The sequence below is a fragment of the Streptomyces sp. CA-249302 genome (assembly GCF_050936785.1).
Lineage (GTDB): Bacteria > Actinomycetota > Actinomycetes > Streptomycetales > Streptomycetaceae > Streptomyces.
Window position 1 is genome coordinate 3,945,278 of record NZ_JBNJMG010000001.1, and the last position, 26,065, is coordinate 3,971,342.

Annotated in this window: 26 protein-coding genes; 13 read left to right on the top strand and 13 right to left on the bottom strand. The window is 70.1% G+C overall.

The genetic code is table 11. The annotated features are described in order from the left end of the window. The first annotated feature begins 78 nt into the window (after window positions 1–78). The 4 genes from ACQEWB_RS17640 to ACQEWB_RS17655 all read left to right on the top strand — a co-directional run bounded on the left by ACQEWB_RS17640 (window position 79) and on the right by ACQEWB_RS17655 (window position 3,964). A complete protein-coding gene (locus ACQEWB_RS17640) occupies window positions 79–744 on the top strand; it encodes a TetR/AcrR family transcriptional regulator (RefSeq protein WP_432831963.1) in 666 nt (221 codons plus the stop codon). Between the two features lie 201 nt (window positions 745–945). Next, window positions 946–1,332 carry a PrsW family glutamic-type intramembrane protease gene (locus ACQEWB_RS17645; protein ID WP_432831965.1) on the top strand — a complete coding sequence of 129 codons (387 nt, stop codon included), beginning with the start codon at window positions 946–948 and terminating at the stop codon, window positions 1,330–1,332. A 73-nt stretch (window positions 1,333–1,405) separates the two neighbouring features. Next, window positions 1,406–1,645 carry a heavy-metal-associated domain-containing protein gene (locus tag ACQEWB_RS17650; RefSeq protein WP_432831967.1) on the top strand — a complete coding sequence of 80 codons (240 nt, stop codon included), beginning with the start codon at window positions 1,406–1,408 and terminating at the stop codon, window positions 1,643–1,645. 78 nt (window positions 1,646–1,723) lie between these two features. Further along, entirely contained in the window at window positions 1,724–3,964 is a 2,241-nt protein-coding gene (locus ACQEWB_RS17655) for a heavy metal translocating P-type ATPase (RefSeq protein ID WP_432831969.1), read from the top strand. Between the two features lie 629 nt (window positions 3,965–4,593). Here ACQEWB_RS17655 and ACQEWB_RS17660 read toward each other — a convergent pair. The 7 genes from ACQEWB_RS17660 to ACQEWB_RS17690 all read right to left on the bottom strand — a co-directional run bounded on the left by ACQEWB_RS17660 (window position 4,594) and on the right by ACQEWB_RS17690 (window position 12,403). Beyond that, window positions 4,594–5,883, bottom strand: a complete 1,290-nt coding sequence (locus ACQEWB_RS17660; RefSeq protein ID WP_432831971.1) for a citrate synthase — start codon at window positions 5,881–5,883, stop codon at window positions 4,594–4,596. A gap of 215 nt (window positions 5,884–6,098) precedes the next feature. Then, window positions 6,099–8,360, bottom strand: coding sequence for an SF1B family DNA helicase RecD2 (recD2, locus tag ACQEWB_RS17665; RefSeq protein WP_432831973.1), 2,262 nt, complete (start codon window positions 8,358–8,360; stop codon window positions 6,099–6,101). After that, the gene (locus ACQEWB_RS17670) at window positions 8,329–9,351 is read right to left on the bottom strand and encodes a sugar kinase (RefSeq protein ID WP_432831975.1); all 1,023 of its coding nucleotides are present in this window, start codon (window positions 9,349–9,351) and stop codon (window positions 8,329–8,331) included. The genes recD2 and ACQEWB_RS17670 overlap by 32 nt, the downstream gene beginning before the upstream one ends. After that, window positions 9,348–10,118, bottom strand: a complete 771-nt coding sequence (locus ACQEWB_RS17675; protein WP_432843871.1) for an amino acid ABC transporter ATP-binding protein — start codon at window positions 10,116–10,118, stop codon at window positions 9,348–9,350. The genes ACQEWB_RS17670 and ACQEWB_RS17675 overlap by 4 nt, the downstream gene beginning before the upstream one ends. Beyond that, window positions 10,118–10,768, bottom strand: coding sequence for an amino acid ABC transporter permease (locus ACQEWB_RS17680; RefSeq protein WP_432831977.1), 651 nt, complete (start codon window positions 10,766–10,768; stop codon window positions 10,118–10,120). Before ACQEWB_RS17680 ends, ACQEWB_RS17675 begins: the two co-directional genes overlap by 1 nt. 1 nt (window position 10,769) lies before the next feature. Further along, window positions 10,770–11,513 (bottom strand): amino acid ABC transporter permease, encoded by a 744-nt coding sequence (locus ACQEWB_RS17685; RefSeq protein ID WP_432831979.1) that lies wholly within the window; start codon window positions 11,511–11,513, stop codon window positions 10,770–10,772. Between the two features lie 92 nt (window positions 11,514–11,605). Beyond that, window positions 11,606–12,403: a transporter substrate-binding domain-containing protein gene (locus ACQEWB_RS17690; RefSeq protein WP_432831981.1), complete on the bottom strand. Its 798-nt coding sequence runs from the start codon at window positions 12,401–12,403 to the stop codon at window positions 11,606–11,608. A 261-nt stretch (window positions 12,404–12,664) separates the two neighbouring features. On the opposite strand from ACQEWB_RS17690, the gene ACQEWB_RS17695 reads away from it, so the two are divergent. Further along, window positions 12,665–13,477, top strand: a complete 813-nt coding sequence (locus ACQEWB_RS17695; protein WP_432831983.1) for an IclR family transcriptional regulator — start codon at window positions 12,665–12,667, stop codon at window positions 13,475–13,477. A 6-nt stretch (window positions 13,478–13,483) separates the two neighbouring features. Here the strand turns inward: ACQEWB_RS17695 and ACQEWB_RS17700 are convergent, their stop codons facing one another. After that, a complete protein-coding gene (locus ACQEWB_RS17700) occupies window positions 13,484–13,675 on the bottom strand; it encodes a DUF397 domain-containing protein (RefSeq protein ID WP_432831985.1) in 192 nt (63 codons plus the stop codon). A gap of 8 nt (window positions 13,676–13,683) precedes the next feature. Beyond that, entirely contained in the window at window positions 13,684–14,520 is an 837-nt protein-coding gene (locus tag ACQEWB_RS17705) for a helix-turn-helix domain-containing protein (protein WP_432831987.1), read from the bottom strand. Between the two features lie 174 nt (window positions 14,521–14,694). On the opposite strand from ACQEWB_RS17705, the gene ACQEWB_RS17710 reads away from it, so the two are divergent. Then, on the top strand, window positions 14,695–15,132 hold the full coding sequence (locus ACQEWB_RS17710; RefSeq protein ID WP_432831989.1) for an ATP-binding protein: 438 nt from the start codon (window positions 14,695–14,697) through the stop codon (window positions 15,130–15,132). On the opposite strand, the gene ACQEWB_RS17715 is transcribed toward ACQEWB_RS17710, so the two are convergent. Then, window positions 15,109–16,194, bottom strand: coding sequence for a DUF5937 family protein (locus ACQEWB_RS17715; protein WP_432831991.1), 1,086 nt, complete (start codon window positions 16,192–16,194; stop codon window positions 15,109–15,111). The genes ACQEWB_RS17710 and ACQEWB_RS17715 overlap by 24 nt on opposite strands. Window positions 16,195–16,293: 99 nt before the next feature. Here ACQEWB_RS17715 and ACQEWB_RS17720 point away from each other — a divergent pair, with 99 nt between their 5' ends. After that, window positions 16,294–17,478 (top strand): MFS transporter, encoded by a 1,185-nt coding sequence (locus ACQEWB_RS17720; protein WP_432831993.1) that lies wholly within the window; start codon window positions 16,294–16,296, stop codon window positions 17,476–17,478. 131 nt (window positions 17,479–17,609) lie between these two features. Then, entirely contained in the window at window positions 17,610–18,287 is a 678-nt protein-coding gene (locus tag ACQEWB_RS17725) for a DUF1707 SHOCT-like domain-containing protein (RefSeq protein ID WP_432831995.1), read from the top strand. Here ACQEWB_RS17725 and ACQEWB_RS17730 read toward each other — a convergent pair. The 3 genes from ACQEWB_RS17730 to ACQEWB_RS17740 all read right to left on the bottom strand — a co-directional run bounded on the left by ACQEWB_RS17730 (window position 18,246) and on the right by ACQEWB_RS17740 (window position 19,864). Further along, a complete protein-coding gene (locus tag ACQEWB_RS17730; RefSeq protein ID WP_432831997.1) occupies window positions 18,246–18,515 on the bottom strand; it encodes a helix-turn-helix domain-containing protein in 270 nt (89 codons plus the stop codon). The two genes, ACQEWB_RS17725 and ACQEWB_RS17730, sit on opposite strands and share 42 nt — an antisense overlap. Further along, window positions 18,515–19,006 (bottom strand): DUF2975 domain-containing protein, encoded by a 492-nt coding sequence (locus ACQEWB_RS17735; protein WP_432831999.1) that lies wholly within the window; start codon window positions 19,004–19,006, stop codon window positions 18,515–18,517. The genes ACQEWB_RS17730 and ACQEWB_RS17735 overlap by 1 nt, the downstream gene beginning before the upstream one ends. Before the next feature lie 84 nt (window positions 19,007–19,090). After that, the gene (locus tag ACQEWB_RS17740) at window positions 19,091–19,864 is read right to left on the bottom strand and encodes a DUF5995 family protein (RefSeq protein ID WP_432832001.1); all 774 of its coding nucleotides are present in this window, start codon (window positions 19,862–19,864) and stop codon (window positions 19,091–19,093) included. A 200-nt stretch (window positions 19,865–20,064) separates the two neighbouring features. Here ACQEWB_RS17740 and ACQEWB_RS17745 point away from each other — a divergent pair, with 200 nt between their 5' ends. From ACQEWB_RS17745 to rbsD, 5 genes are all read left to right on the top strand, one after another. Further along, a complete protein-coding gene (locus ACQEWB_RS17745) occupies window positions 20,065–21,084 on the top strand; it encodes a LacI family DNA-binding transcriptional regulator (RefSeq protein ID WP_432832003.1) in 1,020 nt (339 codons plus the stop codon). Continuing rightward, window positions 21,081–22,610 carry a sugar ABC transporter ATP-binding protein gene (locus ACQEWB_RS17750; RefSeq protein ID WP_432832005.1) on the top strand — a complete coding sequence of 510 codons (1,530 nt, stop codon included), beginning with the start codon at window positions 21,081–21,083 and terminating at the stop codon, window positions 22,608–22,610. Before ACQEWB_RS17745 ends, ACQEWB_RS17750 begins: the two co-directional genes overlap by 4 nt. Then, window positions 22,600–24,549, top strand: a complete 1,950-nt coding sequence (locus tag ACQEWB_RS17755) for an ABC transporter permease/substrate-binding protein (protein WP_432832007.1) — start codon at window positions 22,600–22,602, stop codon at window positions 24,547–24,549. Before ACQEWB_RS17750 ends, ACQEWB_RS17755 begins: the two co-directional genes overlap by 11 nt. 68 nt (window positions 24,550–24,617) lie before the next feature. Continuing rightward, window positions 24,618–25,520 (top strand): ribokinase, encoded by a 903-nt coding sequence (locus ACQEWB_RS17760; protein WP_432832009.1) that lies wholly within the window; start codon window positions 24,618–24,620, stop codon window positions 25,518–25,520. Further along, window positions 25,517–25,906 carry a D-ribose pyranase gene (gene rbsD, locus ACQEWB_RS17765; protein WP_432832011.1) on the top strand — a complete coding sequence of 130 codons (390 nt, stop codon included), beginning with the start codon at window positions 25,517–25,519 and terminating at the stop codon, window positions 25,904–25,906. The genes ACQEWB_RS17760 and rbsD overlap by 4 nt, the downstream gene beginning before the upstream one ends. Window positions 25,907–26,065: the final 159 nt, after the last annotated feature.

A 26,065-nucleotide genomic window follows, 5' to 3' on the forward strand; every position in this document is an offset into this window, starting at 1 on the left:
GCTCGCGTTTCAGCTGGATCCAGAATGCGAGCGAGCACTCGTGTTTGTCAATGACGTTCGGAGAGCTGGGGATAACGCGTGTCCGAGAACGAGCAGAAGGAACAGCCGCGGCGCCGCCAGGCCCGCGGCGAGCGCCGTATCGCCCAGCTCCTCGAAGCGGCCGCGAACGTCTTCTGCACCACCGGCTACACCGCCGCCAGCACCAACGCGATCGCCCGCGAGGCGGGCGTCTCACCGGGCACGCTCTACCAGTTCTTCCCGAACAAGGAAGCGATCGCGATCGAGCTGGGCGAGCGGCTGATGCACGAGATGCGGGAGACGTACGGCGAGGCGCTCGCCCCGGTCGACCCCGCGACCCCGCTCGAGGAGGCGGTCGGGGCGGCCGTCGACCGGTTCATCGCCTTCAACTGCGACCACCCGGTGTTCTTCGCACTGATGCACGGGCCGGACATGCCGGGCCGGATCACCGAGGAGCACGACGCCCTGCACGCGACGCTGCTCGCCCGGATCGAGGACCTGCTCGGCAGCTTCCTGCCCGAGGCGCCGCCCGCCGACCTCACCCGCACCGCGCAGGTCTGCCTCGGCGTCTACAAGGCGGGCCTGGAGCTGATCCTCGCCCACGAGGGCGCCGAACGGGACGCCTACGTCCGGGAGTTGAAGCACGTACTGATCCGCTACCTGGAACCCCTGGTCGGCGACCGCCTCGGCCGCACGGAAGCGGTGACCACCGCCCGGTCCACCTGACGGGCGACCGCGCCGCCGACCACCTAAAGTTCCGATAAATCCACCCTGCACCAGTACGAGTGGATTTGCCGTGGCCCACCCCCCACCCCCGCCGCCCGGCGCGCCCCGCGCCCGCACCCCCGGACCGCAGAAACCCCCGCCGACGTATCCCCGGATCCGGCCCGGCCTGTGGAAACACGGCCTGGGCGGCGGGCTCGCGCTGTGGGTGCTGACCGCGCTCGTCATGTACGCGCGCTCGGGGTCCTCGGCACCTCGGTCATGGAGTACTACCTCCTGCACCCCTCCCTGTGGATGTTCGTCGGCGTCGGTCTCATCGAGGAGGCCGTGAAGCTGGGCGCGCTGATGCTCGTACTGCGCCGGCAGGTACGGATCCGGGGTATGCGCGCGGGACTGGTGCTCGGCGCGACCGTCGGCTTCGGTTTCGCCGCGCTGGAGAGCCGGGACTCGACGCACGGCATCGCGATCTGGCTGGTGGCGCGGCCGGCCGGAACGGATCTGGACGGACAGTTGTTCGCCCAGGGATACATCCCGCGGCCGACCGAGCGGCGGCCGGCGCGGCGCGACCCTTCTTGGAGAAATACCCCCTAGGGGTATAGTGTGGGGAGTACGGGAACCGATCGTGGGTCCCGTCCGCCCCACCCGCCTCCACGAGGAGAACGACATGACCGCCCAGACCGACACCCAGGGTTCCGTCACCACCGTCTACAAGGTGACCGGGATGAGCTGCGGACACTGCGAGGGCTCCGTCTCCGGCGAGATCTCCGAGCTCCCCGGTGTCAGCTCGGTGAAGGCGGTCGCGTCCACCGGCGAGGTCACCGTCGTCTCCGAGGCCCCGCTCGACGAGGCCGCGGTGCGCGCCGCGGTGGACGAGGCGGGCTTCGAGCTCGTCGGCACGGTCTGAAACCTGTTCCTCGACCGGGCCGTGCCGACCAGCTGATACTGGATCCGTACGGTCCGGTCCGATGTCTGGAGTCCGGACATGACCAGCACGACCACAGAGTCACCGATAGCCGAGCCCGCGGAAGTCGAGCTGCTGATCGGCGGAATGACCTGCGCCTCCTGCGCGGCCCGCGTCGAGAAGAAGCTCAACCGCATGGACGGCGTGACCGCCACGGTGAACTACTCGACGGAGAAGGCGAAGGTCAGCTACCCCGCGGGCATCCAGGTCGCCGACCTGATCGCCACCGTGGTGAAGACGGGGTACACGGCCGAGGAGCCCGCGCCGCCGGTACCGGAGGAGACCCCTGCGACCGATGAGGACCCCGAACTCGCCGCCTACCGCGAGCGGTTCACGGTCTCGGCGCTGCTGGCGGTCCCCGTGATCCTGCTCTCGATGATCCCGGCCCTCCAGTTCGACAACTGGCAGTGGCTCGCGCTCACCCTCGCCGCGCCCGTGGTCGTCTGGGGCGGCCTGCCCCTCCACCGGGCCGCCTGGACGAACGCCCGGCACGGCGCCGCGACCATGGACACGCTGGTCTCGGTCGGCACGCTGGCCGCGTTCGGCTGGTCGCTGTGGGCGCTGTTCTTCGGCGACGCGGGCATGACCGGCATGCACGACGAGTTCCGGCTGACCGTCTCGCGCATGGACGGCGCGTCCACGATCTACCTCGAAGTGGCCGCCGGGGTCGTCGCGTTCATCCTGCTCGGCCGCTATCTGGAGGCCCGCGCCAAGCGCCGCTCGGGCGCCGCGCTCAGGGCACTCATGGAACTGGGTGCCAAGGACGTCTCCGTGCTGCGCGCCGGCCGCGAGGTCCGCGTCCCCGTCTCCCAGCTGGCCGTCGGCGACCGCTTCGTCGTACGCCCCGGCGAGAAGGTCGCGACCGACGGCACCGTCGTCGAGGGCGCGTCCGCGGTGGACGCGTCGATGCTGACGGGTGAGTCGGTGCCGGTGGACGTGACGGTGGGCTCCACCGTCACCGGGGCGACCGTGAACGCCGGCGGACGGCTGGTCGTCGAGGCCACGCGCGTGGGCGCCGACACACAGCTCGCGCGGATGGCGAAGCTGGTCGAGGACGCGCAGAACGGCAAGGCGGAGGTGCAGCGCCTCGCCGACCGCATCTCGGCGGTCTTCGTGCCGATCGTCATGGCCATCGCGCTGGGCACCTTCGGGGTCTGGTTGGCCGTGACCGGTGACACGGTGTCCGCGTTCACCGCGGCCGTCGCGGTGCTGATCATCGCCTGCCCGTGCGCGCTGGGCCTGGCCACGCCGACCGCCCTGATGGTCGGCACCGGCCGCGGCGCCCAGCTCGGCATCCTCATCAAGGGCCCAGAGGTACTGGAGTCCACGCGCCGCGTCGACACCGTCGTACTCGACAAGACCGGAACGGTCACCACCGGCCGTATGACCCTCCAGCAGGTGTACGTCGCCCAGGGCGCCGACGAGAAGGAGGTGCTGCGGCTCGCGGGCGCCGTCGAGCACGCCTCCGAGCATCCGGTCGCCCGGGCGGTCGCCGTGGGCGCCGAGGAGCGGGTCGGCGGGCTCCCCGAGGTCGAGGAGTTCGAGAACGTGCCCGGTCGCGGCGTGCGCGGGCGCGTGGAGGGCCGCGAGGTGGCCGTCGGGCGACTCGCCGAGTACACCGCGACGCTTCCCGAGGAGCTGGCCCGCGCCAAGGACGAGGCCGAGCGGGGCGGTCGTACGGCCGTCGTGGTCGGCTGGGACGGGGTGGCACGCGGTGTCGTGGCCGTCGCGGACGCGGTGAAGCCGAGCAGCGCGGAGGCGGTGCGTTCGCTGCGCGCGCTGGGGCTGACGCCGGTGCTGCTGACCGGGGACAACCGGGCCGTCGCGGAGGCGGTGGCGCGGGAGGTCGGCATCGAGCAGGTGATCGCCGAGGTGCTGCCCGAGGACAAGGTGGACGCCGTACGGCGGCTGCAGGGCGAGGGGCGGGTCGTCGCCATGGTCGGGGACGGGGTGAACGACGCGGCCGCGCTGGCCACGGCCGATCTGGGGCTCGCGATGGGCACCGGGACGGACGCGGCGATCGAGGCCGGCGATCTGACGCTGGTGCGCGGGGATCTGCGGGTGGCGGCGGACGCGATCCGGCTGTCCCGGAAGACGCTGTCGACCATCAAGGGCAACCTCGTGTGGGCCTTCGGATACAACGTGGCGGCGCTGCCGCTGGCCGCCACGGGGCTACTCAATCCGATGATCGCGGGGGCCGCGATGGCCTTCTCTTCGGTGTTCGTGGTCACGAACAGTCTCAGATTGCGGACGTTCCGCTGAACAGCGGGAAAGTTACCGGCGGTTAGGCCCAAGTCGAGACGAAGGCCCCCTTGGAGTCCTGGGCCGGGCTCACATAAGCTCTTCACAAGGCTCGCGCATCATCCTTACGCTTGGGCCCCGATCATCGCACCGGGGCTCTTGCGTATCAAACGGACAAATGCAAGAGACGCAGATCACAGTGATGTGAACGTAACCATCGAAGGGGTTCGAAGGTCTAAGTTGACGATGTCAGGGAGCGTCTTGGGGGGCGCGAACTGGCATCTGAGGATGTCTTGGGGGACTTCCTCAGAGTTGCGTTGCCGGGGCACGTACTTCGGGAAGCTTTGAGCGGCCCTCCCGAGCGTGCGTTGTCCCGGCAGACCGCACACAGGAGTAGTACGAGGAGTTTTGCTCGTTCTGCTCAATCGCAGTACAGATTGTTCGAACCATGCAGTACAGACAGCGATTCAGGCGCTGTCCTCTCAGCGCCCGGCCGGATCCCGTGGGGGGAATCCGCACCGGGACATGGGAAGGCGCCCTGGACGTCGGCCCGTGGGGGGACTGACGCCAGGGCGCCTTCTACATTCCGCGTGCGTGCTACGACCGCGCGCCTACGGGGCACCACGAAGGGCGCCCCTCGACAGCAGCTGTCAGCGCTCCTCGACCGGTACGAAGTCGCGCTCGACCACGCCCGTGTAGATCTGGCGGGGGCGGCCGATGCGGGAGCCGGGCTCCTTGATCATTTCGTGCCACTGGGCGATCCAGCCGGGGAGGCGGCCGAGGGCGAAGAGGACCGTGAACATCTCGGTCGGGAAGCCCATGGCGCGGTAGATCAGGCCGGTGTAGAAGTCGACGTTCGGGTAGAGGTTGCGCTGGACGAAGTACTCGTCCGAGAGCGCGTGCTCCTCCAGCTTCAGCGCGATGTCCAGCAGCTCGTCGGACTTGCCGAGGGCCGAGAGGACGTCGTGCGCCGCCGCCTTGATGATCTTCGCGCGCGGGTCGAAGGACTTGTACACCCGGTGGCCGAAGCCCATCAGGCGAACGCCGTCCTCCTTGTTCTTCACCTTGCGGATGAAGGAGTCGACGTCGCCGCCATTGGCCTGGATGCCCTCGAGCATCTCAAGCACCGACTGGTTGGCGCCGCCGTGCAGCGGGCCCCACAGCGCGTTGATACCGGCCGAGATCGAGGCGAACATGTTGGCCTGCGAGGAGCCGACCAGGCGGACCGTCGACGTCGAACAGTTCTGCTCGTGGTCCGCGTGCAGGATCAGCAGCTTGTCGAGCGCGGCGACGACGACCGGGTCGAGGTCGTACTCCTGCGCCGGCACCGAGAAGGTCATCCGCAGGAAGTTCTCGACGTAACCGAGGTCGTTGCGCGGGTAGACGAACGGGTGGCCGATCGACTTCTTGTACGCGTACGCCGCGATCGTCGGGAGCTTGGCGAGCAGCCGGATCGTCGAGAGGTTGCGCTGCTTCTCGTCGAAGGGGTTGTGGCTGTCCTGGTAGAACGTGGACAGCGCCGAGACGACCGACGACAGCATCGCCATCGGGTGGGCGTCGCGCGGGAAGCCCTTGTAGAAGTTCTTGACGTCCTCGTGCAGCAGGGTGTGCTGCGTGATGTCGTTCTTGAACACGGAGAGCTCGTCGACGGTCGGCAGCTCACCGTTGATCAGCAGGTAGGCGACCTCCAGGAAGGTGGAGCGCTCCGCCAGCTGCTCGATCGGGTAGCCGCGGTACCGGAGGATGCCCGCCTCGCCGTCGAGATAGGTGACGGCGGATTTATAGGCGGCGGTGTTCCCGTAACCGCTGTCCAGTGTCACCAGACCGGTCTGGGCGCGGAGCTTCCCGATGTCGAAGCCCTTGTCGCCGACGGTGCTGTCGATCACCGGGTAGGTGTACTCGCCGTCGCCGTACCGCAGTACTACAGAGTTGTCGCTCACGTCTTCCCTCACCGACGTAGTGCCTCATCTTCGAGGTTGCCCTGACTGTCTCTACCATCCCCCAATTGGCTCAGGAGAGTGCACTCGGGGTCGACCATCGGGCCTATCGGCGGCACTGAGTGCCGCCAACTTGCTCATCCTGCCCCCTGTCCTGCCCATCCGGAAGAGCTCTGTGACCTTCACGACTCATTTGATCGATCATTTTTCGAGATGAGTCACAGTCGAGTCGCGCCGAGCCGGAAGTCGAGCGCCGTACACCGCCGCCCCGCCGACACCGTGCGTACCGCCTGCCCGATCGCCTTCCGCGAACCGACCAGCACGACCAGCTGTTTGGCGCGGGTCACGGCCGTGTACAGCAGATTCCGCTGGAGCATCATCCAGGCGCCCGTGGTGACCGGGATCACCACGGCGGGATATTCACTCCCCTGCGAGCGGTGAATGGTCACGGCGTACGCGTGGGCCAGCTCGTCCAGCTCGTCGAATTCGTACGGAACCTCCTCGTCCTCGTCCGTCAGCACCGTGAGGCGCTGGTCGACCGGGTCGAGCGAGGTGACAACGCCCACGGTGCCGTTGAAGACACCGTTCTTGCCCTTCTCGTAATTGTTGCGAATCTGGGTGACCTTGTCGCCGACGCGGAAGACCCGGCCGCCGAATCTCTTTTCGGGGAGGTCGGGACGGCCCGGCGTGATGGCCTGCTGGAGCAGCCCGTTGAGGTTTCCGGCGCCCGCGGGGCCTCTGTGCATGGGCGCGAGGACCTGCACATCCCGTCGCGGGTCCAGCCCGAATTTGGCCGGAATCCGACGGGCGGCGACGTCCACGGTGAGCCGCCCGGCCTCCTCCGTGTCGTCCTCGACGAAGAGGAAGAAGTCCTTCATGCCGTCGGTGACGGGGTGTTGGCCGGCGTTGATCCGGTGCGCGTTCGTCACCACCCCTGATTGCTGGGCCTGCCGGAACACGCGTGTGAGCCGGACCGCCGGGATGGGCCCGCCGTCGGCGAGGAGATCGCGGAGCACTTCCCCCGCGCCGACGCTCGGCAGCTGGTCGACGTCTCCGACGAAGAGCAGATGGGCGCCGGGCGGTACGGCCTTCACCAGCTTGTTGGCGAGGAGGAGGTCCAGCATGGAGGCCTCGTCGACGACCACCAGATCGGCATCCAGCGGACGGTCCTTGTCGTACGCCGCGTCGCCGCCGGGCTTCAGCTCCAGCAGGCGGTGGACGGTGGAGGCCTCGGCGCCGGTGAGTTCGGCGAGGCGCTTGGCGGCGCGGCCGGTGGGGGCGGCGAGGACGACCTTCGCCTTCTTGGCGCGGGCCAGCTCGACGATCGACCGGACGGTGAAGGACTTGCCGCAGCCGGGGCCGCCGGTGAGCACGGCGACCTTCTTCGTCAGCGCGAGCTTGACGGCGGCCTCCTGTTCGGGGGCGAGGTCGACGCCGGTGCGGTCCTTGAGCCAGCCCAGCGCCTTGTCCCAGGCGACGTCGTGGAAGCCCGGCATCCGGTCCTCGTCCGCGCGCAGTAGGCGCAACAGCTGGGCGGAGAGGGAGAGTTCGGCGCGGTGGAAGGGGACGAGGTAGACGGCGGTGACGGGGTCCGAGCCCGGATCGGGGCCGGGGACCTTTTCTCGTACGACACCGGGGTCCTCGCCATCCTCGGGCGGCGCGGCGAGCTCGGCGAGGCACTCGATGACAAGGCCTGTGTCGACCTGGAGCAGCTTCACCGCGTCGGCGATGAGCCGTTCCTCGGGGAGGAAGCAGTTGCCCTGGTCGGTGGCCTGGGAGAGGGCGTACTGGAGGCCCGCTTTGACGCGCTCCGGGCTGTCGTGCGGGATCCCGACGGACTGGGCGATCTTGTCGGCGGTGAGGAAGCCGATGCCCCAGACGTCGGAGGCGAGGCGGTACGGCTGGTTCTTGACGACGGAGATGGAGGCGTCGCCGTACTTCTTGTAGATCCGGACCGCGATGGAGGTGGAGACCTCGACGGTCTGGAGGAAGAGCATGACCTCCTTGATCGCCTTCTGTTCCTCCCAGGCGTCGGCGATCTTCTTGGTGCGCTTCGGGCCGAGGCCGGGGACCTCGATGAGGCGTTTGGGCTCCTCCTCGATGATCTGGAGGGTGTCCAGGCCGAAGTGCTGGGTGATGCGGTCGGCGAAGACCGGTCCGATGCCCTTGACCAGGCCCGAGCCGAGGTAGCGCCGGATGCCCTGGACCGTGGCCGGGAGCAGTGTCGTGTAGTTCTCGACGGTGAACTGCTTGCCGTACTGGGGGTGCGAGCCCCAACGGCCTTCCATGCGGAGGGACTCACCGACCTGGGCACCCAGCAGCGCGCCGACGACGGTGAGGAGGTCGCCGGCGCCTCTTCCCGTGTCTACGCGGGCGACCGTGTAGCCGTTCTCCTCGTTGGCGTAGGTGATGCGTTCGAGTACGCCTTCGAGCACGGCCAGTCGCCGTTCACCCGTGGGGTCCCCCGCCTGTTGAGCCATGATCCGACGGTACCGGGGAGGTCTGACACCCAGGGGCCAGATGGACGGCCGGGACGTCCTCACGCGTGGCCAGGGCCGCGGCGGCGGCCAGGTGACCCAGGCGCAGGCCGGCCTCGGAGGTGCGGCCTTCGAGGACGGCGGCCAGGTAGCCGGCGGCGAACGCGTCACCGGCGCCCACCCGTTCGACGATCCGGGCGGCTGGGGCGGGGACGAAGGCCTCGGTGCCGTCGGCGCCGTACGCCGTCGCGCCGTACCCGTCGTCCTTGACGACGAGAGTGCGGCCGGGGTCTCGCGATCCGAGCAGGTCGCGGACGGCTGCGGGGGTGCGGGTGCCCCACAGGGTCTCGGCCTCGTCGCGGCCGACGAACACCAGGTCGGCGGCGCGGGCCAGTTCGAGGAGGACGGGGGCCGCGTCGGTCGGGCGGCCACGCCACAGGGACGGGCGGTGGTTGACGTCGAAGGAGACGAGTGGGCCGGGGACGGCCCGGCGGACGACGAGACGGTCGACGAGTTCGGCGCAGCCGTCCGAGAGGGCGGGAGTGATGCCGGAGAGGTGGAGGATGCGGGCGTGCCGGAGGAGGGGCAGGGCGGCCAGATCCGGGCCCATGGCGGAGGCGGCCGAGCCTCGGCGGTAGTAGTGGACGCCGGTGCCTGCGGGGCCGGGGTCCTTGAAGTAGACGCCGGTCGGCCGGTCGGGGTCGGTCCGGACGGCCGAGACGTCCACGCCCCGGTCGGCCAGCTCGTCGAGTACGCGTCGGCCGAGCGGATCGTCGCCGACCCGGCCGAGCCAGGCGGCGCGGTGCCCGAGGGCGGCCAGGGTGCAGGCCACGTTGGACTCGGCACCGCCGACGGAGAGGGCGAGGGTGGTCTGGTGGGCGAGGGGGCGGGCGGCGTCGGCGGGGCTCAGGACGGCCATGGTCTCGCCGATGCAGACCACGTCCGTACCGGTGCCGGCGCCCGTGCCCGTGTCGTCCCCGGCACCGCCCCTCACGTGTCCAGGACCCGGTGCAGGAACTGCTGGGTGCGCTGCTCGGCCGGGCTGCCGAACACCTGCTCCGGAGGCCCCTGTTCGAGGACCACGCCGCCGTCCATGAAGACGACACGGTCGGCGGTGTCCTTGGCGAAGCGCATCTCGTGGGTGACGACGACCATGGTCATGCCGTCCTCGGCGAGGGAGCGCATGACACCGGTGACCTCGCCTACGAGTTCGGGGTCGAGGGCGGAGGTCGGCTCGTCGAAGAACATGATCGCGGGGTCCATGGCGAGCGCGCGGGCGATGGCGACGCGCTGCTGCTGGCCGCCGGAGAGCTGGGCGGGATAGGCGTCGGCCTTCTCGGAGAGCCCGACCCGCTTCAGGGCGGCCCGGCCGCGCTCCTCGGCCTCCGCACGCGGCAGCTTGCGCACCTTGAGCAGGGCGAGGGTGACATTGCCGAGGGCCGTCTTGTGCGGGAAGAGGTTGAACTGCTGGAAGACCATGCCCACATGGCCGAAGATCTCCGGGGCGCGCCCCCGGTCGTGCAGCGGTACGCCGTTCACCCACACCTCGCCGCTGTCGGCGCGCTCCAGGTCGCACATGATGCGCAGCAGGGTGCTCTTGCCGGAGCCGCTGGCGCCGATGAGGACGACGACCTCGCCGGGTTCCACGTCGATGTCGACGCCCTTGAGGACCTCCAGGTCGCCGAAGCGCTTGTGGACGCCGGACAGGGAGATGCGGGCGGGGGTCACCGCCTGCTGCTGCGCGGCGGGGTCGGTGATCATCATGCGGTGACGGCCTTTCGCTCCATGTGCCGCACGAGCCGCGACAGCGGGTAGCAGATGACGAAGTAGAGGACGGCGACGGCGAGGTAGGAGGTCGCCGGGTCGCCCATGCGGTCGATGACGGCCTGGCCCTGGCGGACCAGTTCGACGTAGCCGATGACCACGGCGATGGAGGTGTCCTTGATCAGGGAGAGGTACTGGCCGACCAGTGGCGGCAGCACGATCGCGCGGGTCTGCGGCAGTACGACGCTCACGAACGTACGCGCCCGGCCCAGCCCCAGCACCCGCGCCGCCTCCCACTGGCCGCGCGGCACGGCTTCGATGCCGGCCCGGAAGATCTCGGCGATGTAGGCGCCCTGGTAGAGGGTGAGGGCGAGCAGGGCGGCGCCGAAGATGGTGATGCCGAAGCCGCTCAGGTAGGCGGCGCCGAAGTAGATGAACAGCATCTGGATGAGCAGCGGGGTCCCGCGGAAGACCTCCAGATAGCCGCGGGCGAGCTGGGCCAGCACCGGGAGGCGGCTGGTGCGGATCGCGGCGACGACCAGGCCGAGCAGCGTGCCGGTGGCGATCGCGGCGAGCGAGAGCTGCACGGTGGACCACAGCCCGGACAGATACAGCTCGCGGTTGGACCAGATGAGAGACCAGTCCATCTCAGGCCTCCTTCGGGGCGGGCGGAGTGGGCCGGGCCGGCAGCAGACGTCGTACGGCGCTCAGCGCGCGCGGCCGGGCGGCGGGCCGCAGCGGGGGCTTGAAGGCGACGCGGCCGACGAGCCCCGCCACCACGACCACCGCGTTGGTGAGGACCAGGTAGAGGATCGCGGCGATGCCGAAGACCTGGACGGTCAGCAGGGTGCGGGAGTTGATGACCATGGAGGTGCCGGTGAGTTCGGGCACCGAGATGGCGGAGAGCAGGGACGAGCCGAGGATGATCTGCACCAGCTGGTTGACGACGGCCGGGTAGACGTTGCGCAGCGCCTGCGGGAGTACGACGTGCGCGAAGGTGCGGGCCGGGCTCAGGGCGAGCACCCGGGCGGCCTCGCGCTGGCCGCGCGGGACGGCCTGGATGCCGGCGCGGAAGATCTCGGTGAGGTAGGCGCCGACGTTCACGCCGAGGGCGAGCACGCCCGCCTCCACCGGGCTGAGCCGGAGCCCCGCCGAGGGAAGGGCGAAGTAGGCGACGAACATCTGTAGCAGCACAGGGGTGTTGCGGATGACCTCGACGTAGACGGCGGCGGGTGCGCGCAGCACGCGGAGACGGGATCCGCGGGCGAGCGCGCCGAGCAGGCCGAGGGCGAAGGCGAGCACGAAGGCTTCCAGCGACAGCCGCAGGGACAGCCAGGCGGCGTCCAGATAGGTGGGCCAGTCCCGGAGGGCGTAGCTCCAGTCGACGAACATGGGACTCCTCCCGGGGCGGCGGAAGCGGGAAGGATCCCGCCGCCCGACCGGGACTCAGTGGGTCAAGGTGAGGACCGAGGTGAAGGTCGAGGTCAGTAGGAGGGGTTGAGCGGGTACGGGCGGCTGACGCCGAACCACTTCTTGTAGAGGTCGGCGGCCTGCCCGGAGGTGTTGAACTCCCGCAGCCAGGTGTTGACCCACTGAAGCCAGGTGGCGTCGCCGAGCGGGACGCCGATGCCGTTGTACTCCAGCGGTACGACGGACTCCTTGGTGACCTTCAGCGAAGGGTCCTGCTTGGCCTGGTAGTTGAGGAAGTTGGAGTCCTCGACCATCGCGTCGGCCTGGCCCTGCTTCACCGCGAGGACGGCGGCGGACGAGGTGTCGTACTCCTGGATCTTCGCCTTGGGGTTGCCGGCCTTGACCGCGTCGCCGTTGGTGGAGCCCTTGGTGACGGCGACCGTCTTGCCGGTGAGGTCCTTGAGCGTGTCGATGCCGCTGGACTTCTTCACCAGCAGTACCTCGCCCGCGACGATGTACGGGTCGCTGAAGGCGACCTGCTTCGCCCGCTCGGCGGTGGTCGTGAAGTTGCAGACCACCGCGTCGACCTTCTTGGTCTGGAGGTTCGGGATGCGGTTGGCGGAGGTGGTGTCGACGATGTGCACCTTGACGCCGAGCGCGGTGGCCATCGCGGTGGCCACGTCGACGTCGAAACCCTGCGGCTTGTTGTTCTTGTCCATCGAGCCGAACGGCGGGAACGTCAGGCAGCTGGCCACGTTGAGGGTGCCGCGCTTGACGACGTCCTGGAGCGTCGAGGACTGCGAGCCGGAGGCCGAGCCGCTGGTGCCCGCGGAGGCGGAGGTGCAGGCGGACAGGGATGCGACAGCGGTCACACCGATACAAATCGCTACGAGATTGCGGGTACCGTGACGAAATCTCATCACATGAGTTCCCTTCCGGGAGGGTGCGAGGGGAGCCGGGAGGCGGGGGGCCGGGGAGCCGAAAAGCTGAAGAGCGTCGAAGAGTGTCCTGCAATGCAAAACGACGTTTCGCATTGCGTTGGCGAGAAGTTAGCCCGGACCCCCGGGACCGTCAACGGTGGATTTCAATATGTAACATTCAGTTTTGCAATGCAGTACGGTAGGGTGCGCCGCGTGACCCGAGACGACACCCCGGACTCCCCCGAGCCCCGCCGCAACTCCTCGTCCTCCCTGCGGCGCGCGCTGAGCATCCTGATGTACCTGGCCGAGGACGACGGCCATCCGCACGGCACGTCCCTCACGGACCTCGCGACCGGCCTCCAACTGAGCAAGAGCACGGTCCTACGGCTCCTCGCCCCCCTCCGCGACACCCGCCTGGTCGACCAGGACCCGGAGAACGGCCACTACCGGCTCGGCCCGCAGAACGCCCTGCTCGGGCAGGTCTACCTGGAGCGCCTCGACATCCGCCGCACGGCGTCCCCGCTGCTGCACCGGCTCGCCCAGGACGCGCGCGAGGCCGTGCACCTGGTCAGCTTCGACCCGCCGGAGATCGTCTACATCGACAAGGTGGAGAGCCCGCAGGCGGTACGCATGCACTCCCGCGTGGGCGGACGCCAGCCGGCGTACTGCACGGCGACCGGCAAGGCGTTCCTCGCACACGCGGCCGACGACGTCCTGGACACGGTCCTCGCGGCGGGCCTCCCCGCCCGCACGCCGGCCACCATCACGTCCCCGGACCAGCTCCGCGCCGACCTCGCGGTCATCCGCGAGCGCGGTTACGCCATCGACGACGTCGAGAACGAACTCGACATCCGCTGCGTGGCGGCTCCCGCCTTCAACCACGCGGGCGCGGTGGTCACGGCGATCAGCATCTCGGGGCCGGCGTCCCGGGTGACGCATGAGCGCCTGCCGGAGATCGGGCGCCGGGTCACGGAGACGGCACGGGAGCTTACGGAGCTGTTGGGCGGGATTGCGCCGACGTCTTGATCTGCCTCAGGGGCAGGGGTGTTGGTCCTTCTTCAGGGCTTCGAGGAAGGTGGTGAAGGTGGGGGTGGGGAAGGTGAGGGTGCCGGTGGTGGGGGTTTTGGAGTCGCGGACGGCGGTGTGGGTGGGGGAGTTCGCTATCTCCACGCAGGCGTTGCCGTCGTCGGGGCCTGAATAGGACGACTTCCGCCAGTTGTCCATGGGGTGCCTCACAGCTCTTTCGCCAGCCGGTGGATGAAGTCACGCGACCGTTCGGAGTCGAGTGACACAGCCTCCACCTTACGGAAGCGCGTTCGAAAGGCGCTGAGCTGTGCCTCGGAGTCGATGAAGGCGGAGCCATGGGGCACGTCGCGTACGACCGTGTCCAGCTTGGGGAGGGGGCCGCCGACATGCGTCATAGTGCTGGCCGCCCTGCCGAAACCGTCCAGGTCGAACGGGATGACTCGCACGGTGATGTTCTCGGCCCCGGAGAGCTCTGCGAGTTTCAGAAGCTGCGCTCGGGCGGCGGCCCGGTCGCTGACCCGGATGCGTAGGGCGCACTCGTGGATCACCAACTCGTACGGGATGGTGAACCGCTGGCGTTGCAAGCGGTGACGTAGACGCAACTCGAGTTCGCCATCGGTGAGTTCGGGCACCCTGGACGAGAAGACGCCGCGGGCGTAGTCCTCCGTCTGCAGCAGGCCCGGAACGTACAGGACCGCCACCTCGCGCATGAATGTGGCGTGGTGCTCCAGTTCCGCCAGGTCCAGGAACGACGTGGGCAGCAGCCCCCGGTACTCCTCCCACCAACCACGCGTCCGATCGCCGGCCATCGCGACCAGGGCGTCGATGAATTCCGCGTCCGTACAGGCGTAGTGGGATGCGAGGCGTCGCAGCCGCTCCTCGCTCACGCCCGCGAGTCCGGACTCGATGTGGCTCATCTGCGCGCGATTCGCCCCGAGCAACGCCGCCGCCTGGATGGCAGTAAGGCCCGCAGCCTCACGGAGCCTGCGCAGTTCGACGCCCAAGCGCATCTGACGTGCGGTTGCTTCGCGCCTCAGGGGCATCAATTGCTCCTCGTTCGGGTCGGATTACGCGATCGGCTTGCTTGGTCACACATGTTAGCCCTACCGTCGGTGACGCGACGCACACTCTGCGGAAGTGCACCGCTCCGTCCTGCCCGCTCCGACGGCCGCGGCGATGCCACCGCCAACTACCCCTCACCCAAACGGAGTTGACGCATGCCCGAAAACGAGCCCGAACCCTGGGAGTACTGCCTCTCCATCCCCAACGACCCCCGCGCCGTCACCGTCAGTCGCCGCACCCTCCGCCTGATCCTCACCGCGCACGGACTGATCGGCCTCGTCGACGTCGCCGAACTGCTCGCAACGGAGCTGGTGACCAACGCCGTACGCCACACAAAGGGCCCCGCCGCGCTACGAGTCCGCTGGTCGCCGCCCGGCACGCTGCGGATCGGCGCGTGGGATGCCGACCCCGAACCGCCCGAGCCACCCGTGCCGTTGACGCGGCTGGGCGAGGCGGAGGCCGGGCGAGGGCTGCTGCTGGTGCGGGCCTGTGCGGACGTATGGGGGTGGCATCCGCTGTCGAGACACGGCAATCGGGGCAAGTACGTGTGGTGCGAACTTGCCGGTTGCTCAGCGCAGGACGGCCGTCAGTAGGTCTGTGCCCAGGGTCGTCAACTCGGGCAGGTTGACGGTGTATTGGACGTAGCGGCCTTGGCGTGTGGCGGTGAGCAGGCCCGCGTGGCGCAGGACGGCGAGGTGGCGGGAGACCTCCGGGGGTGAGAGTTCCCAGGCGTGGGCCAGTTCGCCGTTGGTGTGTGGGCCGCGGGCCAGGGTTCGCAGGAGTCGGAGGCGTACCGGGTGGGCCAGTGCTTCCAGGCGGAGGGTGACCGTTTCCAGCGGTACCGGGTCCGACGGGGTCGGCTCGGCCACCGGGTACTGCACCACCGGCCGCCAGCCGCGCGCGTGCACCGCCACCAGGTGCGGGCGGCCGAAGACGCTGGGGATGAAGGTGACCCCGGTGCCGTGCGCGGCGGTCGCGTTGTCCTGGAGCTTGTCCACGACGATGCAGTCGCCGTCCGGTGCCAGGGTGACCGCCCCCGACACCGAGGTGAGTGCCGCTTCGATGCCCTGGCGCTTCAGCAGGTCGTTCTTCAGGCGGAGATCGGTGGCCAGTTGTGCGGCGACCCCCGTCCAGGCCGCGTCGAAGAACGTCTCGGCGCACTCTTCGAGGGTGTGGCGCACCCGCGCCCGTACCGCCGCCGGGTCCGCGAGCAGCCGTTCCGCGAACGCCTCCTGGAGTGCGCCGCGGGCCTGCGCCAGGTCCAGGGCCCGCTCGCGCGCGGCCGCGTCGGCGAGCGGCGACGACGCCGCGAAGTGGACCCGGCTGCTGCCGCACGTGGTGATGAGCGCGGCCGTCACATAGGTCTCGTCGTCGATCCGGTCGACGTCGTCCAGTTCTTCGGCGAGGGTCTGCCGCGGTCGGGCGGGGACCAGGAAGTCGGCTCGTGACGAGCGCCAGAGGAACTCCGCCTCCCGGAGTCGTTCGGCCAGCTCCGGCGGCATGTCGGACCAGACGTCCCCGGCCCAGGCGGCCAGGCGCGGGTGATGCCCGGGTTCGGCCAGGACGTGCAGCATCGCGGTCAGCTCGGCCAGCGGGGAGGCGGCGAACCGCAGCCGCTCGGCCGGCAGCCCGGAGATGTCGATGCGCAGCGTCATCACCCCAGCATCGCTGGTCGGACGGCCGGTGGCTGCGTCTGTTGACGATGTCCGTCAACCGGCGTGCCGCATCCGGCGGCCGACATGACCGTTGGCGCCATGCCAACCACCACCACGATCCGGCCCCGCGGTCTCGTACGTGCCTCCGGCGGCCCCCGCTACGCCGTCGCCCTCGCCGTGGACGCCCTCGGCACCGGCCTGCTCCGCCCCTTTCTGCTCCTCTACGGCGTGACCGTGCTCGGGCTGTCCGCGCCCGTCACCGGCACCGCCATGACGGTCGGCGTCCTCGCGGGTCTCGGCTGCATGCCGCCGGTGGGCCGGTGGCTGGACCGGGGCGCACGGAGCACGGTCGTGGCGGCGTCGATGCTGGTACGGGTGCTGGGAGTTGCCCTGCTGCCGGCCACCCCTACGGGGAACGTCTGGCTGTTCGCTGCTGCGGCGCTCTTCCTCGGCATCGGCAACCAGGCCTGGCCCGCCGCCCACGCCGCCCTCGTGGCCACGGTCGCCCACGGCCGGGATCGCGACGCCGCCCTCGCCGGGGGCCGCGCCCTGCGCAACGCCGGGCTGGGCGTCGGCGCACTCGTCGCCACCGCGTGCCTCACCGGCGGCACCACCGCACTGGAGGCCCTCGCCGTCGTCACCGGGCTCGCCTATCTCGCCGCGGCGGGCCTGGCGTGGTCGGTTCATGTGCGCGCCCGACCGGCGACGGCCAAGGACAGCCACCGGGACGACGAGCCCGCGCCCCGGATGCGCGCGCTGCTCGCCGCCAACGTGATCTACGTCTTCTGCCTCAACGTCCCCGAGATCGCGCTCCCGCTCGTCCTGGTGACACAGCTGCACGCCTCCCCGGTGTGGTCGGCGGCCGTCTTCGTGGCCAACACGGTGCTGGTGGTCACCATCCAGGTCCCGGTCACCATCCTGATGTCCCGCTTCCCCCGCCGGTCCGTGCTGGCCGTCGCCGGCGTGGTGCTCACCGCGTCCTACCTCGGCTTCCTCGCGGCCACCTCGCTGGGACACGGCTGGGGTGCCCCGGCCGTCGCCGCCGTGTCCGTGGTCTGCACCCTCGGCGAGATCGTCTACGCCGGCAGCGCCACCGCGCTCGTCACCGCCCTCGCCCCGGCGCACGTCCTGGGCCGCACCCTCGCCCGCTTCCAGCTCTCCACCGGCTTCGGCCTCGCCGCGTCCCCCGCGGTCATCACCGCCCTCGCACCCCACGGCCCGACCGCCCTCTGGGGCACCCTCGCCACCGCGACGCTCCTCTCCGCCGCCGCCGTCGCCCACTGAGCAGGCTCGATCACGAGGCACCGCGCGGCGGCCGAACCGGCCCCCGGGACCCGGTTGTTGTGGCGCCCCGGCCTCGGCATGATGGACGACGCCGTACACACGTAACAACGATGTCGGACCAGGACGGAAGCATGTCGGGAGATGTCTCGCCCATCGGGAAGTCCGCTGGGAACCCCTCCGGCGACGCCGGCCCGGCGCCCGAGTTGCGGGCCTCTCATGCGGACCGGGACCGGGTGGTCGACGTGCTGCGGGTCGCGGCGGGGGACGGGCGGCTGACCTCCGACGAGCTGGACGAGCGCGTCGAAGCCGCCCTGTCCGCGCGGACGTTGAGCGAACTCGCCCCGCTCACCGCCGACCTGCCGTCCGTCTCCGCCATGGCCGGCGCGACCGGCGTCGAGGTCAAGGACGTGGTCCGGATCGAGCAGGTCCACAGCGGGGCCATCGAGCGCGTGGGGCGCTGGGTCGTGCCGCGGAGAATGGAACTCGCGGTGACGTACTGCGAGGTGACGCTCGACTTCAGCGAGGCCGTGATCACGCACGACACCCTGCGGATCGACCTGGCCATGACCGGCAAGACCCTGACGCTCGTCACGCGGCCGGGGATCCTCGTCGACACCGACGGTCTGCAGCTCGTGCACACGAAGGTCAAGTCCCGTCCGGCTCCGACGGATTCCGGTGCGCCGGTCGTCCTGCGTGTGGAACTCGTCGGGCAGAAGGCGCACGGCCGTGTGGTGGTACGGCCCCCACGGCGGACCTTCGGCCAGTGGCTACTGCGGCGCAGGCCCGCGTTCCCCTCCACCGGCGACTGACTCCGCACCCTCTTCCGCCCCTTCCTCCGCCTCCCAGCGCAGCAAGTCCCCTGGCTGGCACTCCAGCACCTCACACAGCGCGGCGAGCGTCGTGAAGCGGACCGCCTTGGCGCGGCCGTTCTTGAGGACCGCCAGGTTGGCGGGCGTGATCCCCACCCGGTCCGCCAGCTCCCCCACGGACATCTTCCGCTTGGCCAGCATCACGTCGATGTCGACGGTGATCGGCATCAGATGACCTCGTTCAACTCGGCCTGCATCTGCGTCGCTTCGACATCCCGCGCGACCGCCTGGGCCAGCAGCATCCGCAGTACGAGCACGATGAGCGCGACCCCCAGGATGGCCAGGCCGATCCCGGCCATGATGACGCTGACGCCCGGGTCGTCCCGCTGGCCCGGCGCGTTGATGGCCGTGACGGTGAACCACAGGAGGGAGACCGCCACGATCGCGCCGATCACGATGTCCACGTACCGGAAGGCGGCGTGCGAGAACACCGTCCCGCGCCGCACCATCGTCACCAGCCGCCATACGCAGACCACGACGACCTGCGCCGACACCATGCCCAGGATCGTGATGACGCGGAACGCGGTCAGCGGGAGCTTCCCGTCCTCCGGATCGTTCCCGCCGACCAGCGTCCACACCATCCCCGCCTGCACGAACAGGGTGCCGACGAACACCACCCCGAGCACGGCACACAGCGCCCGCACCGCAAGCTTTCCCATGACCCACCCTTCCATCGAATTGCGATGGGAATCTATCGAATTTCGATAGCCAAGGCAAGGGGGGCAGGGGTGGCGTGATCGCCGCTAGCCTGCCGAGGCACCCCCCGTCGCGCCGTCCAGGTGCCTGATGACCGTGGGCACGTCGTCCTCCTCGGTTCTGCGGATCAACTCCAGGGCCGGTCGGACCAGGCCTCCCGGGCGGGCGATCAGCCGGGCCAGGACGGCTGCCCTGATGTCGAGGCGGTCGATCGTCGTCGCCTGCTGCTCCTCGGTCTGGCCGGCCAGCAGGACCGCGTTGTACCAGGCCTCCTCCCGGGACTGGCGGATGCTGAAGTCCAGGATCTGCTCGTCCGTGCGGCCGCCGACCTTGTCCAGCAGGGACATGAACGGCGACAGGGAGTCCACCGAGTCCTGCACCGCCAGCACCACCCTCGCGAGGATGTCGTTGATCAGCAGGAAGTCGTGGCGCAGCGCCCGGATGTCCGCGCCCGGGCTCGTGCGCGCCGCCGCCACGGCCAGGTCCAGGTTGATGTGCGCGTTCACGCCCAGCAGCAGGTGCTGGACGATGATCGTGTCGGCGTCGTCCAGCAGCCCGAACGTCTCCCGCCAGCAGCGCGGCCCACTCCGGTCCCGGCGCCAGGCGTCGTACGCCTCGAAGTAGCGGTTGCCGAAGTGCGTGTCGAAGCGGTCCATCCGGGCGCCGTCCTCGAACTGCCCGGCACGAATGGCGGCCCGGACCTCCACCGTCACCTGCCGGTACAGCGCCGCGAAGTAGCCGACCCGGTCACCGGCCCGGCGGGCCTCCCCCACGATCCCGACGAGACCGTCCACGACCTCGTCGATGTTGTCTGCCTTCATACCCAACTCCCTCTCCCGGCACGACAGTTCGGACCGGGCCCCGGCCGCTGCCCGTAGAGGCGATTAAAGCGCCGCCCCGCCCCCGCACACCGGCGAACATCACGATCCGGTCTCAAGGCCTTGCGTCACCGCCGTGTAATCGATTCCAATCCTCGATACACAGAGCCGTGTAATCGATTCCACGAGGAGGTGGGGCGGCGATGGCGAGCATCAAGGACGTCGCTGCCGAGGCGGGCGTCTCCGTCGCCACGGTGTCGCGGGTCCTGAACGACCATCCGTCGGTCAGCGCCGACGCACGTGCACGCGTGCTGGCCGCCGTCGAGGCGCTGGGCTACCGCCCGAACGCCGTCGCCCGTTCGCTGCGCACCGACCAGACCCACACCCTCGGGCTGGTCATCAGCGACGTGATGAACCCGTACTTCACCGAGCTGGCCCGATCGGTCGAGGAAGAGGCCCGCGCGCTCGGCTACAGCGTGATCATCGGGAACGCCGACGAGCGGCCCGAGCTCCAGGACCACCACGTACGGACGCTGCTGGACCGCCGTATCGACGGACTGCTCGTCTCCCCCACCGACGGCGGCTCGCCGCTCATGCTGGACGCCGCTCGGGCCGGGACGCCCATGGTGTTCGTCGACCGCTGGATCCCGGGCGTGGACGTGCCCGTGGTGCGGGCCGACGGGCGGGCCGCCGTTCGGGACCTCGTCGCGCATCTGCACCGGCTCGGGCACCGGCGGCTCGCGATCATCGCGGGGCCGGCGGCCACCACGACCGGACAGGAGCGTGTGGCGGCCTTCCGGGAGGCGCTCCAGGCGTACGGCCTGGATCTGCCCGACGCCTACATCGGGCAGGGCGACTTCCAGGCCGAGAGCGGGCGGCGGGTCACCGAGGGGTTCCTCGACCTGCCCGAGCCGCCCGAGGTCGTCTTCGCCGCCGACAACCTGATGGCGCTCGGCGCGCTGGACGCGATCCGGGCGCGGGGGCTGTCAGTGCCATGTGACATAGCACTGGCCGCCTTCGACGACATCCCGTGGTTCGTGCACACCGATCCGCCGATCACCGCGATCGCCCAGCCCACGGGCGAACTGGGCCGGGCCGCCGTACGCGCCCTGGTCGACCGCATCGAGGGACGGCCCCCGCAGTCCGTCACCCTCCCCGCCCGTCTCGTCGTCCGCCGCTCCTGCGGCGAGGACGCCATCCCAGTACGAAGGAGCAAGTCGTGAGCAACCGGGACGAGTTGCTGCGCATCGAAGGCATCCGGAAGTCCTTCCCCGGCGTGGTCGCGCTCGACGGCGTCGACTTCGACCTGCGCCGGGGCGAGGTGCACGTGCTGCTCGGTGAGAACGGCGCCGGCAAGAGCACGCTGATCAAGATGCTGTCGGGCGCCTACCACCCCGACGAGGGCCGCGTCCTGGTGGACGGCGAGGAGGTGCACATCCGCGGGGCGCAGGACGCCGAGCGGCTCGGCATCGCCACCATCTACCAGGAGTTCAACCTCGTACCCGACCTGACGGTCGCCGAGAACATCTTCCTGGGGCGGCAGCCGCGCCGCTACGGGATGATCGACCGGAAGACGATGGAGGCCGACGCCGAGGTGCTGCTCAAGCGCGTCGGGGTCAATGTGTCGCCACGCGCGCGGGTACGTGAACTCGGCATCGCGCGCCTCCAGATGGTCGAGATCGCGAAGGCGCTCAGCCTGAACGCGCGCGTGCTCATCATGGACGAACCCACCGCCGTGCTCACCTCCGAGGAGGTGGAGAAGCTCTTCGTCATCGTGCGGCAGCTGCGCGCGGACGGGGTGGGGGTCGTGTTCATCACCCATCACCTGGAGGAGATCGCCGCCCTGGGGGATCGCGTCACGGTCATCCGGGACGGGAAGTCCGTCGGGCAGGTGCCCGCCACGACCACCGAGGACGAGCTGGTACGGCTCATGGTGGGGCGGTCGATCGAGCAGCAGTACCCGCGTGAAGTGCCCGAGAAGGGCGGCGCGTTGCTCACCGTCGAGGGGCTGACCCGGGACGGGGTCTTCCACGACGTCGGCTTCGAGGTGCACGCCGGTGAGGTCGTCGGCATCGCGGGGCTCGTCGGGGCCGGGCGGACCGAGGTCGTGCGGGCCGTGTTCGGGGCGGATCCGTACGACAAGGGGGACGTGAAGGTCTCCGGGGCGCGGCTCAAGGGGCATGACGTCAATGCCGCGATGGCCGCGGGGATCGGCCTGGTGCCCGAGGACCGCAAGGGGCAGGGGCTGGTGCTCGACCAGACCGTCGAGGAGAACCTCGGGCTCGTGACCATGCGGGCCGCCACCCGCGCGGGGCTCGTCGATCTCAAGGGGCAGCACGAGGCCGCCGCGCGGATCGCCGGGCAGCTCGGGGTGCGGATGGCCGGACTCGGGCAGCACGTACGGACGTTGTCCGGCGGCAACCAGCAGAAGGTCGTCATCGGCAAGTGGCTCCTCGCCGACACCAAGGTGCTCATCCTCGACGAGCCGACCCGTGGCATCGACGTCGGCGCCAAGGTCGAGATCTACCAGCTGATCAACGAACTGACGGCCGCCGGGGCCGCCGTACTGATGATCTCCAGCGATCTGCCCGAGGTGCTCGGCATGAGCGACCGGGTGCTGGTGATGGCCCAGGGGCGGATCGCGGGCGAACTCGCCGCCGCCGACGCCACCCAGGACGCCGTGATGGCCCTCGCCGTCAGCAACCCCACGAACGAGAAGACCGAAACGGAGGCCAGCCGTGGCCACTGACACGCTCAAGAGCCGGGCGGGCGCCGGCAGCACCACCAGCGGCCTGCGCCGCCTGCTCCTCGACAACGGCGCGCTCACCGCGCTGATCGTCCTGGTCATCGCCCTGTCGGCGATGTCAGGGGACTTCCTGACCACCGACAACCTGCTCAACGTCGGCGTCCAGGCGGCCGTGACCGCCGTCCTCGCCTTCGGCGTCACCTTCGTGATCGTCTCGGCGGGCATCGACCTCTCGGTCGGCTCGGTGGCCGCCCTCTCCGCCACCGTCCTCGCCTGGAGCGCCACTTCGCACGGCGTCCCGGTCTTCCTCGCCGTGATCCTGGCCGTCGCCACCGGCATAGCGGCCGGTCTCGTCAACGGTTTCCTCATCGCATACGGCAAACTGCCCCCGTTCATCGCGACGCTGGCCATGCTGTCGGTGGCCCGCGGTCTGTCCCTGGTCATCTCCGAGGGCTCCCCGATCCCCTTCCCGGACTCGGTCTCGCACCTCGGCGACACGCTCGGCGGCTGGCTGCCGGTGCCGGTCCTCGTGATGGTCGTCATGGGGCTCATCGCGGCCTTCGTGCTCGGACGGACGTACATCGGCCGCTCCATGTACGCGATCGGCGGCAATGAAGAGGCCGCGCGGCTGTCCGGTCTCCGGGTCAAGAAGCAGAAGCTCGCGATCTACGCGCTGTCGGGTGTCTTCGCCGCGGTCGCCGGCATCGTCCTCGCCTCCCGGCTCTCCTCCGCGCAGCCGCAGGCCGCCGACGGCTACGAGCTGGACGCCATCGCCGCGGTCGTCATCGGCGGCGCCTCCCTGGCCGGCGGCACGGGCAAGGCGTCCGGCACGTTCATCGGCGCGCTGATCCTGGCGGTGCTCAGGAACGGCCTGAACCTGCTCAATGTCTCCGCCTTCTGGCAGCAGGTCGTCATCGGTGTCGTCATCGCGCTGGCCGTGCTCCTCGACACGCTGCGGCGCAAGGCGGGGGCGACCCCGCTCGCCGCCGCTGCGGGTGGCGGCAAGGGCAAGCAGGCGGGGACGTACGCGCTCGCGGCGGTCGTCACCGTGGCGCTCGTCGGCGCGACCTCCTTCCTCCACAACGGCGGTTCGTCCTCCACCACGCCGAAGATGGGCCTGTCCCTCTCCACCCTCAACAACCCCTTCTTCGTGCAGATCCGCTCCGGCGCACAGGCCGAGGCGAAGAAGCTGGGCATCGACCTGACCGTCACCGACGCGCAGAACGACGCCTCGCAGCAGGCCAACCAGCTGCAGAACTTCACCAGTTCGAACCTCGGCGCGATCATCGTCAACCCGGTGGACTCGGACGCGGCGGGCAACTCCGTGAAGGCCGCCGACAAGGCGAAGATCCCGGTCATCGCGGTCGACCGCGGCGTCAACAAGGCGACCGTGGACGCCCTTGTGGCCTCCGACAACGTCAAGGGCGGTGAACTCGCCGCGCGGACCCTCGGCGAGAAGCTGGGCGGCAAGGGCAAGATCGTGATCCTTCAGGGCCAGGCGGGTACGTCGGCCGCCCGGGAGCGCGCGGCCGGTTTCGCCGCCGGACTCAAGGCCTACCCGGGCATCCAGGTCGTCGCCCAGCAGCCCGCCGACTTCGACCGCACCAAGGGCCTCGACGTGATGTCGAACCTGCTCCAGGCCCACCCGGACGTCCAGGGCGTCATCGCCGCCAACGACGAGATGGCGCTCGGCGCGATCAAGGCGCTGGGCTCCAAGGCCGGCAAGTCGGTGCAGGTCATCGGCTTCGACGGAACTCCGGACGGCCTGACGGCCGTTGAGAAGGGCACGCTGTACGCGTCGGTGGCGCAGCAGCCGTCGCAGCTGGGCAGGATCGCTGTGGACAACGCGCTCAAGGCCCTTCAGGGCAAGAAGGTCGAGGAGACGGTGAAGGTGCCGGTGAAGGTGGTCACGAAGGAGAACGTGGCCGGCTTCAGCGGCTGACGACGGGGAACGGGCGGGCGGTCAGGGGGACCGTCCGCCCCAAGTCACTTATCTGGGGAGTTTCTCTCATGTACGACTACGACCTCCTGGTCGTCGGTTCGGCCAACGCCGACCTGGTGATCGCGGTCGAGCGGCGGCCGGCCGCCGGCGAGACGGTGCTCGGCGGTGACCTCGCCGTCCACCCCGGCGGCAAGGGCGCCAACCAGGCGGTCGCCGCCGCCCGCCTCGGGGCCCGTACGGTCCTGCTGGCCAGGGTCGGCGACGACACGCACGGCCGGCTGCTGCTCGACTCGCAGCGGGCGGCCGGGGTCGACACGGTGGGCGTGCTGGTGGGCGGGGCGCCGACCGGGGTCGCACTGATCACCGTGGACCCGTCCGGGGACAACAGCATCGTGGTGTCGCCGGGCGCGAACGGGAAGCTGGCGCCGGGCGACGTCCGGGCCGCCGCGAGCCTCTTCCAGGCCTCGAAGGTGGTCTCCACGCAACTGGAGATCCCGCTGGAGACGGTGGTGGAGGTGGTACGCAACCTGTCCGCCGAAAGCCGCTTCGTCCTCAACCCGTCCCCGCCCCGCCCGCTCCCCTCCGAGCTGCTGGCGGCCTGCGACCCGCTGATCGTCAACGAGCACGAGGCGAAGGTGGTCCTGGGCGAGGCGTGTGTCTCCGACCGACCCGAGGACTGGGCGCGCCTCCTGCTCGCCAAGGGCCCGCGCTCGGTCGTGGTCACCCTGGGCGCGGAGGGGGCGCTGGTGGCCTCCGCGGACGGGGTCGAGCGGGTGCCTTCGGTGAAGGTCGACGCGGTGGATACGACGGGTGCGGGCGACGCCTTCACGGCGGCGCTGGCGTTCCGGCTGGGCGCGGGGGCGTCGCTGGCCGAGGCCGCTGCCTACGCGGCCCGCGTCGGAGCGGCCGCCGTGACCAGGGAGGGCGCGCAGGTGTCCTTCCCGACCGCGCAGGAGGTCGAGGCACTGTGAAGAAGGCGGGGATCCTGAACCGTCATCTCTCCGGGGCGCTCGCCGAACTCGGCCACGGCGACGGGGTGCTGGTCTGCGACGCGGGCATGCCGATACCGGCGGGACCGAGGGTCGTGGACCTGGCGTTCCGGGCCGGGGTGCCGTCGTTCGCGGAGGTGCTGGACGGGCTGCTGGCGGAGCTGGTGGTGGAGGGCGCCACGGCGGCGCGGGAGATCCGCGCGGCCAATCCCTCGGCCACCTCGCTCCTGGAGGACGAGTTCCCGGACCTCGAACTCGTCTCGCACGAGAAGCTCAAGGAGCTGTCGGCGGGGGCGCGGCTGGTGGTACGGACGGGCGAGGCACAGCCGTACGCGAACGTGCTGCTGAAGTGCGGAGTGTTCTTCTGAATTCGAGGGGGCCCGATCCGTCGACCGGGCCCCCTCGGCTTTTCCCCTCCAACATCAGAACCCCCGCGATCCCCCCAGATCCCCCTCCAAGAGTCCTGATGCCAAGTACGACCCGCGAGGTGGGGGAAGGGTTGCACGGCATCCTGAGAATTTTTTCGG

Coding starts and splice junctions, on each gene's coding strand:
- ACQEWB_RS17650 (WP_432831967.1), top strand. CDS start 1,406: ATGACCGCCCAGACCGACACCCAGGGTTCCGTCACCACCGTCTACAAG.
- ACQEWB_RS17655 (WP_432831969.1), top strand. CDS start 1,724: ATGACCAGCACGACCACAGAGTCACCGATAGCCGAGCCCGCGGAAGTC.
- recD2 (WP_432831973.1), bottom strand. CDS start 8,360: ATGGCTCAACAGGCGGGGGACCCCACGGGTGAACGGCGACTGGCCGTG.
- ACQEWB_RS17675 (WP_432843871.1), bottom strand. CDS start 10,118: ATGATCACCGACCCCGCCGCGCAGCAGCAGGCGGTGACCCCCGCCCGC.
- ACQEWB_RS17680 (WP_432831977.1), bottom strand. CDS start 10,768: ATGGACTGGTCTCTCATCTGGTCCAACCGCGAGCTGTATCTGTCCGGG.
- ACQEWB_RS17685 (WP_432831979.1), bottom strand. CDS start 11,513: ATGTTCGTCGACTGGAGCTACGCCCTCCGGGACTGGCCCACCTATCTG.
- ACQEWB_RS17700 (WP_432831985.1), bottom strand. CDS start 13,675: ATGGACAACTGGCGGAAGTCGTCCTATTCAGGCCCCGACGACGGCAAC.
- ACQEWB_RS17705 (WP_432831987.1), bottom strand. CDS start 14,520: ATGCCCCTGAGGCGCGAAGCAACCGCACGTCAGATGCGCTTGGGCGTC.
- ACQEWB_RS17710 (WP_432831989.1), top strand. CDS start 14,695: ATGCCCGAAAACGAGCCCGAACCCTGGGAGTACTGCCTCTCCATCCCC.
- ACQEWB_RS17715 (WP_432831991.1), bottom strand. CDS start 16,194: ATGACGCTGCGCATCGACATCTCCGGGCTGCCGGCCGAGCGGCTGCGG.
- ACQEWB_RS17720 (WP_432831993.1), top strand. CDS start 16,294: ATGCCAACCACCACCACGATCCGGCCCCGCGGTCTCGTACGTGCCTCC.
- ACQEWB_RS17725 (WP_432831995.1), top strand. CDS start 17,610: ATGTCGGGAGATGTCTCGCCCATCGGGAAGTCCGCTGGGAACCCCTCC.
- ACQEWB_RS17730 (WP_432831997.1), bottom strand. CDS start 18,515: ATGCCGATCACCGTCGACATCGACGTGATGCTGGCCAAGCGGAAGATG.
- ACQEWB_RS17735 (WP_432831999.1), bottom strand. CDS start 19,006: ATGGGAAAGCTTGCGGTGCGGGCGCTGTGTGCCGTGCTCGGGGTGGTG.
- ACQEWB_RS17740 (WP_432832001.1), bottom strand. CDS start 19,864: ATGAAGGCAGACAACATCGACGAGGTCGTGGACGGTCTCGTCGGGATC.
- ACQEWB_RS17745 (WP_432832003.1), top strand. CDS start 20,065: ATGGCGAGCATCAAGGACGTCGCTGCCGAGGCGGGCGTCTCCGTCGCC.
- ACQEWB_RS17760 (WP_432832009.1), top strand. CDS start 24,618: ATGTACGACTACGACCTCCTGGTCGTCGGTTCGGCCAACGCCGACCTG.